General features: G+C 63.4%; 6 protein-coding genes and 1 pseudogene. All 7 read right to left on the bottom strand.

Annotated elements, in window-relative coordinates; all coding sequences use genetic code 11:
• On the bottom strand, positions 1–907 hold a 907-nt coding region (locus tag H5T60_09080), incomplete at its 3' end, for a hypothetical protein (protein MBC7242583.1).
• Between the two features lie 71 nt (positions 908–978).
• Positions 979–1,323, bottom strand: a complete 345-nt coding sequence (locus H5T60_09075; protein ID MBC7242582.1) for a hypothetical protein — start codon at positions 1,321–1,323, stop codon at positions 979–981.
• The gene (locus tag H5T60_09070; protein ID MBC7242581.1) at positions 1,320–1,622 is read right to left on the bottom strand and encodes a hypothetical protein; all 303 of its coding nucleotides are present in this window, start codon (positions 1,620–1,622) and stop codon (positions 1,320–1,322) included. Before H5T60_09070 ends, H5T60_09075 begins: the two co-directional genes overlap by 4 nt.
• Before the next feature lie 51 nt (positions 1,623–1,673).
• A complete protein-coding gene (locus tag H5T60_09065; GenBank protein MBC7242580.1) occupies positions 1,674–2,435 on the bottom strand; it encodes an ATPase in 762 nt (253 codons plus the stop codon).
• 63 nt (positions 2,436–2,498) lie between these two features.
• Complete coding sequence (locus H5T60_09060; protein ID MBC7242579.1) at positions 2,499–2,876, bottom strand: hypothetical protein; 378 nt, start codon at positions 2,874–2,876, stop codon at positions 2,499–2,501.
• A 148-nt stretch (positions 2,877–3,024) separates the two neighbouring features.
• A complete protein-coding gene (locus H5T60_09055) occupies positions 3,025–3,888 on the bottom strand; it encodes a hypothetical protein (GenBank protein MBC7242578.1) in 864 nt (287 codons plus the stop codon).
• 3,189 nt (positions 3,889–7,077) lie between these two features.
• Positions 7,078–7,815, bottom strand: a pseudogene (locus H5T60_09050) (preprotein translocase subunit SecA).

Below are 7,815 nucleotides of genomic sequence, written 5' to 3'. Positions count from 1 at the left end.
CCTCGACGATCATCTGTTCCTGGGCGCCCAGCGCCCTATCGCTGCCGGGCACGAGTTCCAGCACCCCCACGATCTGCTGGCCGGCCCGCAGGGGACAGGCAACCACTTGCCGGCCAGAGAGATCTTCCGTCACCATGAGCTTCTGCTGGGAGAGATCGGCCCCGGACAGCAGTACAGCCGGCGGCCCCTCCAGCTCCCCCGGGCGAAGCTCCCGAACGGTCACTGATGCTTCCCCATCCTCGCATCCCCATCGAGCGGTATACTCCTTGATACGTTCACCCTGGGGGAGATACAGGGAGACGCGCTCATATCCCTGGCTTCGGCACATAGCGCGGACGATGTCGCGGAAGGCGGTTTCCGGGTCAGGGCTGGAAGCACTCTGGACAATCCGGCGAATGGTCGTGAGCGCTCCTTGCTGACGAAGCGCATTTTCCTCCAGCAGGGCGCGCTCGATGCCGACCGCCGTACAGCGGCCGGCCAACTGCACCGCACGGATGTCCTCGGCGGAAAATTCAGAGGGCCGGCGGTCGATCAGCAGTATGCCGGCGATCTCGTCATTCCTCCACAGCGGCATCGCGCTGTGGAACGGCTCATCGGGGAAAACGACCTTCAGCCACCCCGCAAATTCCGCCAGCTCATCCACAGAAAGGAGTGTGGGGGAGTCCTTCCCCCACTGTAACAGTTCCGCGCAGAAAGCAGGGGGCTGCAGGCCTTCCGCCGGCGCCGGCGAGGGAAGTCCCAGGGTCGCGATGACCCGGCATGTGCGCTCCAGAGCATCATACACCAGGACTGCAACTCGGCGGAGGCCGGCCTGTTCCTTCAGCCAGGTCAGCACGGGATGCAGAAGCTCCGCCAACGTCTCCTGGCCCGGCCGCACCACCTGAGCAATATCATCCTCGCCGTTCACCAGTCGTTTCCTTCCGCTCATCACAGCCTGGCGCAATCATGTCAGGACGACGACCCCGTCGGAAAACCGCATCACGCAAAGTGCTCCCTGAACAGCCATCCCCAGTACAAATAGGCGATTATACAGGCGACAAGCAAGCCGGCCGCCAGCGAGAATTGATGGATGAGCGTCAATATATCCCATGCGCTCGCCAGTGGAAAGGGATTGCCGGCCGCGTACGAATCCAGCAGGCTGGCCTGGATGAAGCGTACTGCGGAGGAAATCACCAGACAGGCGATGGATACGTAATATCCGCGGTAATAGGGCCGCATCTTGGTGACCTCTCCCAGCTTCTTGCTCAGCCGGAGCAGAATGGTCACCCCATACAGCAGTGACACCTCACCCAGACAGCCGAGCAGGGCGAAGATGACGGTCACGAGCGCCCTCCGGTCATCAAGCGAAAGACATGATTGCCGGCGACGATCACCAATAAGCCCCCCAGGAAGAGCGCCCCATCGGCCACCAGGTCCCCCACATATCCTCGCTGGAGAAAGGAGTAGCGCAGAGCACCCACCAGGAAAAGCACCAGCGCCAGGGCGAAGAGGCTATAACGGGTGGGCTGGCCCGATTTCACCTGGTAAAAGCGTGCGATGAGCAGAAGGAACATCAGCACGCCGGCGGTGCCCAGGCCGATGACTGCGATCAACAGGACATAGAGCAGTGTTCCTTCAGGCATGCCGTTCTCCCAGACAACCCAACCAAGATGCCGGCGCACCCCCCGTGCTCATCAGCGCTTGACAAATGCCTGCTCGAAATACTCCGCCATGCGGCGCGGACTGCCGCTCATGATGCCCTCCCGCCCCTCGAACTTGGACTGCACCTCAATGCCGCGCGGGGTAATCTCAAAGCGGCGGATATCCTTGGCATGATCACTGCCGCGCAGTTTCAGCACCAGCAGGGCTTTGTGCACGGCGCTATCAATCTCCACATAGCGCAGGAGAATGTACGAATCCGCCACAAAGGCCAGATTCATATCCCCTTCCGTGGTCTGGCCGAACAGCGTCGGGGTTTCGTGGGTGATGACCGCGGTCAGCCCTTCCCGCTTCAGCGCGTTGATGAAGCTGTACTGGAGGGAGCGCAGTTCAATCGGGTCTCGCGTCAGGCGCTCGAAATGGGAGAGGCTGTCCACCAGGATGCGCTTAGCCCCGATCTCTTCCGCCATGGACTCGATGATGCCCCCCATGCTCTCCAGGTCGCGGCGGGTGACCTCCGGGCTGGTCATGATGACCCGCAGTTTGCCCTCGGCCTCCAAGGAGCGGAAATCCCACCCGAACGAAGCCGCGTCGCGGTAATATTGTTGGGGGAACTCCTCAAAGGTGAGGATAATGCCCGGCTCATTGTACTGGACGATGCCCGAATAAATGAACTGCATCCCCAGAGTGGTCTTGCCCGTGCCCGGGGCGCCTTCCACCACGTTGGCCGTGAGCGGGAGGAACCCACCATGCAGCATCTCATCCAGGCCGGCAATTCCCGTTTTCACCCGTTCCATGCTGACTGCCTCCTCTTGCAGGCATAGGCGGCATCATCCTCATCCGCCGCCGGCATCCGCGGCTCAGCGCATCTGGCGGATGATATGATATACCGCCTTGACGCGAAAATGGCGGTCCTCACAGGCCGTGATGAAGTCATTCACCAGCCGGCGCATTTCCGGGTCGTTGGAGAGCATGTAGACCGGCATATCCCCCACCATGCGTCGTTCCATCACGCCGGCTTCCACCAGCTCGTCCAGCTCCGGCTTCACTGCCGCGGCATTGCGGCCGGCATAGCGCGCGATATTTTCCACGGTGTCCGCAGTGTTGGGGTTTTCATAGAAGAAGCGCATCAGATCCCACTTGATAAAGGAATTCACCTTGTTCTTGATGAAATCCAGCAGTCGGGGATCCATGTCATTCATCAAGCGAGCCGTAAAATCATCGCTGGTGACGTTCAAGGGGGGCCTCCTTTCCGTCAGCGCTCCAACACGTCCGCAGTCCAGCCGGCGGACCTCCTCATCCTCTCAGACGTTGCCACAGCTCCAGCGATTTCTCTATTGGATATTCTAACATGTATGATGCAAATTAGCAACCCTTTTTGCACACTTATCCCGTCTCCAGCGTCCGCTCGAGCTGGAGCGGCAATGGCTCCAGGGCGAACACGCGCTCGATGACCGCGTGGCGGATGGACTCAATCAGGTGCTGGAACATCTGATAGGCGCGGCGCTTGTACTCTACCAGCGGGTCGCGCTGGCCGAACGCCTCCAGCCCAATGCCCTGGCGCAGGTCTTCCATCTCGGTCAGGTAGTCGATCCACAGCCGGCTCACAAACGCCAGCATCACCCGCCGCTGAATCTCCAGCATCACCCGATCCCCCAGGAAGTCGCGCATCAGCGCCCGGGCATCCGCATCCAGCGAACCCAGCGGCACATCCAGCAGGGCGCGCACATGCGGAAGGCCGATATAGCGCAGGAACATGTTCACCAGCTCAGAATCTATGTCGCTGAGCTTCTGACCCTCGTAGCTCCGCAGGCGCTTGACCTCCGCCGGCGGCGCTGAATCAATGGCCGCCCGCTCCACCTGCCAGCGCAGAGACAAAGACAGATCGCTCAGGACACTCCTGGACAGACGCTCCCGCTCCCACGTCCGGGCGAAATCCAGCGCACGCCGTTGATACTCTTGCGATAGGCTGGCCAACCCTTCCTGTCGGAAGGCTTCCCGCCGGCCCTGGTCCAGGAAAGCCCCTTTGCCGCGCATATAGCGCATGACCCATTCCTGCAGGTCGGCCGGCATCTCCCGCACCGGACGGTTCAGCCAGGCCTCCAACAATTTCATGCCCCAGCTCTGTGCCACCGCGCGCCAATCCTCGACGCGCAGTCCGCCCAGCGTCTCCTCCAGCAGTGACTGCTCCCTGCGCGCATCGTGGAAGACTGCCAGCTCGTCCAGACATTGACGAATGGACTGGCGCATTTCCTCGCCCAGGTTAGCGACGCGCTGTGGGCCTATCTCTGCCAGCAACTGCTCCGCCAGGCGGTCTTCCACCTTCTGGCGCTCCGCCGGCTCCCACTGGTCGAACCGCCGCCGGAGCAGGGCCTGCTCGCGCTCCGCATCAATAAACGGCTCGCAGTGATACACCGCCTGCTCGACGCGTCCCCGCCAGGCCGGCGGAACTTGCGCCGGCGGATAATCCTTGACCTGCGGCCATACGAACCGCCCCAGCGCTTCATGCAAAGCCTGCCGCACCGGGATCTCCAGGCGCTCCGGCTGAAGCGCCTGAAATTCCTGCCAGGCATCCTCTTTCAGGAAATATCCCTGCCGGCCCAGGAACTCCTTGATGTCCTCCAGCATTCCCTCATACAGTTCGCCGGTGTCCGCCGGCGACCGCAGGAACTGCTCGAGCTGTGCGTCGAGGAAGCGCAGGAGAGACTGGCGCACAGGCTCCGGCAGAGCCTCCAACGGGGATTCCTCGAACTGCCGCAGGCGGGCGCGGTCCAGCAATTCGCCGGCGGCCAGCGCTTCCGCCCGCACCGTCTCCGCCAGCTCCGCCGGCAGGGAGGCAAGCGGGAGCGAGCGCACCTCCGCCAGCGCCTGCCGGCCCAGATACTGGGCAATGCCGTTGTACAGGGAGGCATCGATCTCCGACAGGGTGCGCCGGAGGAATGCCCGCCGCTTGTCGGGCTTACGGTAGATGTTCTCCTGGTCGAGATAGCGCAGGATGCTCTCGCGCAGTTCCTTCTCCAGGTTCATAATCTTGCGCTGGTCGGCGCCGGCCAGGATGCGCCGGCCCACCGCCCGCTCCACCGCGGTGACGACCTTGCCGTCCATGCTGGACAGGGAGCGGGTTTCCATCTGCGCCAGCTTTTCCTGATCCAGGAAATAGCCTTCCTCTTCCAGGAACCCGCGCACGCGTTTGTACAGCGCCGGCGGCAGTTGACGGCCCGTTCGGCCGGCCAACTGCCCACGCAGGCGAGCGCTCAGGAAAGCCCGCAGGGCGGGCTGGATGTCAGGCGGAAGCTTGCCCACGTCCGCCAGTTGGAACGCGCTCAATCGAGCGCGCTCCGTGAACAGGCCGGCGCCGATGACCGCACGCCACAGCGTATCGCGCAGGTCATCGGGCAGGAGGCCAGCCGGCATGCCCTTCGGCCACAGGACCGCGCCCAGCGAACGCTGTAACGCCTCCTGCAGTGCCGGGTCCCACTGCGCGAACGCCTTATCCCGCCAGGGTGCAAACACGTCCTCTTTCAGCACCACGCCGGCGGAGCGCATGGCCACGATGACCCGTTCGCGCAGGGTGTAATCCAGCTCCTCGACCGCGCGACTGCGGGCTTCCTCCATCTGCCGGCGCACCAGCGCACGGGCGACCAGGCGCGCGTTCTCATCCCCCAGGTCATGCAGGGATTGATGGACCAGAAATTCCTGAAGCCGGCGCTCATCCCGGAAATAGCCGCGCCCACGCAGGACCTGTTGAATATGCCGCTGAAGCGCATCGTCCAGGGAGCCGATGGTCTTACTGCGCAGGGGATTCAGATACTGCTCCCCCACATACTCGGCCAGCTCTTCCATATCGGCGCGCGGCATTTCGGCCAGCCGGCGGCCGGCGAACTCCTCTTCCGCGCGCACATCGTCGAACGCCCCGCTCTCCAGGAGCATGGCCTCCACCGCGTCGAACAGCGGCCGGTCCAACTGTCCGCCGCGAGGGTCCAGACGTTCAGGGAGATAATCCGCCACCCGGGCGGCGACCTCATCGAACACCGGCCAGACGCCGATCTGCTGTTCGCGCCAGGAATAGACGGTCAGTGCTTTGGCGAAGATATCATACCATTCAGCCGGCAACTGCAAAGGCGTCAGATCAATCTCCCCCAGCTCCCGCAGGGTCCAGAAGCGCGCCAGGGCATCCAGATATTTCAGCTCCAGGTCCCGCAGGCGAAGGTGCGCATAGCGGGCCAACTCCACCTCACCCCATACCGACTGGCGCTCCGCAATACAGCGGCTGAGCTGTTGCCGAAATTCGGCATATGCCTCTTCCAGGGAGAGCTGGGTGCGGATCACTGCGGCGGCGAGGTATGCCGGCGGGACCCGCCACAGCAGACGGTAGGCCTGGGGGTCCACCACCGCCAGCGTATCCAGGAGCCACTGCCCCACCGAGACGACATCCTCTCCCGCCGGCACTTGCAGGAGTTGGAGCCTGGCCGCCAGGTCCTGCTCCACCCGCTCGCTCCAGCGGCGCAACTGCTCTCGCACCACGCCGGCCAGGAACTGCTCCAGGTCCGGCAGTGGAACGCGGGACAGCGGCACCGCATCGTTCAGCCACTGCAGGACAGAATATGCACCCTGCCCCTTGCCGCGCCCTTCCAGCAGGCGCTCCAACTGCTCCGCGCCAGAATCGGTATAGGCGTTCGCGATCAGCACGCCGGCGAACCACTCCCGGGTCCTCTCATCCAGCTCCGCAACGCTCACCTGGTCCAGGCCGTACCGCTCTGGCAACGCGGACTTCACCATGGCCACCTTTTGCAGGCAGATGCCGGTGTGGAATACCTGCAGAAAGGTAGACTCCAGCATTTCATGCACATCGTCCGGCGACAGCTCCTCCCAGCGCATATCGCGCGGGAATTCCATGCGGATGGACAGGCCGCGCAGGACCTGGTCCACCATTTCGCGAGCATTGAACGGCCGGCCGCGCTCTTCCAGCATGCTCAGATAGGTCTGCACGCGCTGGGACAGGAACTCCTTCTGCCCTTCCCACTGCTCGTCGTAGCCGGCGATGGCCTCGCGGAAGGCCGCATGCACGAACTGCTCCTCGATATCCTCGCCGTACAGCTCCAGGCCCGTATGGACCAGGTCAAGGAAGCTGGACCGACGCTGGGCCGGCTCCACGCCGGCGAGGAAATGGGCCACGAAGCCGATGCTGAACGGCGGGAAGAGGGTGCGGTTCTGCCCAAGGCTGTACGGATAGCGCATCACCTCCACCGCCGTTGTGGAAGCGACGGTCTTACCCCCCTTCTTGCGGCTTGCGCCCTTCTGAATCTCCACCGGCGCGAACTGCAGGGGCATGAGGATGTCGTAAAACTGCACCCACTTCGTCAGGTGCGCCGGGTCCTTGCGCACCTCCTCGAAGCGCTCTTGAAGCTCGGTGTCAATCATGCTCCATAGGTCCGGCCACAGGTTGTCCTTGGTCAGGATGCGCTGGCGCTGGCTGTAAATCAGCTCGCGCTGTTGATTGAGCACATCATCGTATTCCAGCAAATGCTTGCGGATATCGAAGTTGTACCCTTCGACCCGCATCTGCGCCGATTCGATGGACTTGCTGACCAGGCTGTGCTCGATGGGCATGTCATCTTCCACGCCCAGGCGCGCCATGAGATTGGCGATGCTGTCGCCGCCAAACCGACGCATGAGGTCATCTTCCAGCGAGAGGAAGAAGCGCGACAGGCCTGGTTCGCCCTGCCGGCCGGCGCGCCCGCGAAGCTGATTGTCAATGCGCCGCGCCTCATGCCGCTCGGTTCCCAGCACGTACAGCCCGCCGGCAGCCAGCACTTTCTCCCGCCGCAGGGCATACTCCGGATCCACCTCCGCCACCGCCGAGTCGAACTGTTCCGACGTCGCTTGGAACGGGTCAATGCCGCGCTGGCGCAGGACTTTGTGCGCCTGCTGAATCACCTCATCGGTCAGCTCGCCGCCCAGCTTGATGTCCACGCCGCGGCCGGCCATATTCGTGGCGACCGTGACCCGGCCCGGTTCGCCGGCGCGCGCGATAATCTGCGCCTCCTTGGCATGCTCCTTGGCGTTCAGTACCACGTGCTCGATGCCGCGCGCCTGGAGCATTCGGCTCAGCTCTTCCGACAAGAAGGACCAGCCGCGCGTGCCCATCACCGCCCGCTTGATGGCCAATCTCATCAC

The sequence above is a fragment of the Anaerolineae bacterium genome (assembly GCA_014360855.1).
GTDB lineage: Bacteria > Chloroflexota > Anaerolineae > JACIWP01 > JACIWP01 > JACIWP01.
The sequence above is the reverse complement of the archived record's forward strand: the minus strand, read 5'-3'. Positions and strand labels throughout refer to the sequence as shown.

What these genes read in the sequence shown, in the direction of transcription:
- H5T60_09065 (MBC7242580.1), bottom strand. Translation starts at nt 2,435, where the DNA reads ATGGAACGGGTGAAAACGGGAATTGCCGGCCTGGATGAGATGCTGCAT.
- H5T60_09055 (MBC7242578.1), bottom strand. Translation starts at nt 3,888, where the DNA reads ATGCGCCAGTCCATTCGTCAATGTCTGGACGAGCTGGCAGTCTTCCAC.
- H5T60_09070 (MBC7242581.1), bottom strand. Translation starts at nt 1,622, where the DNA reads ATGCCTGAAGGAACACTGCTCTATGTCCTGTTGATCGCAGTCATCGGC.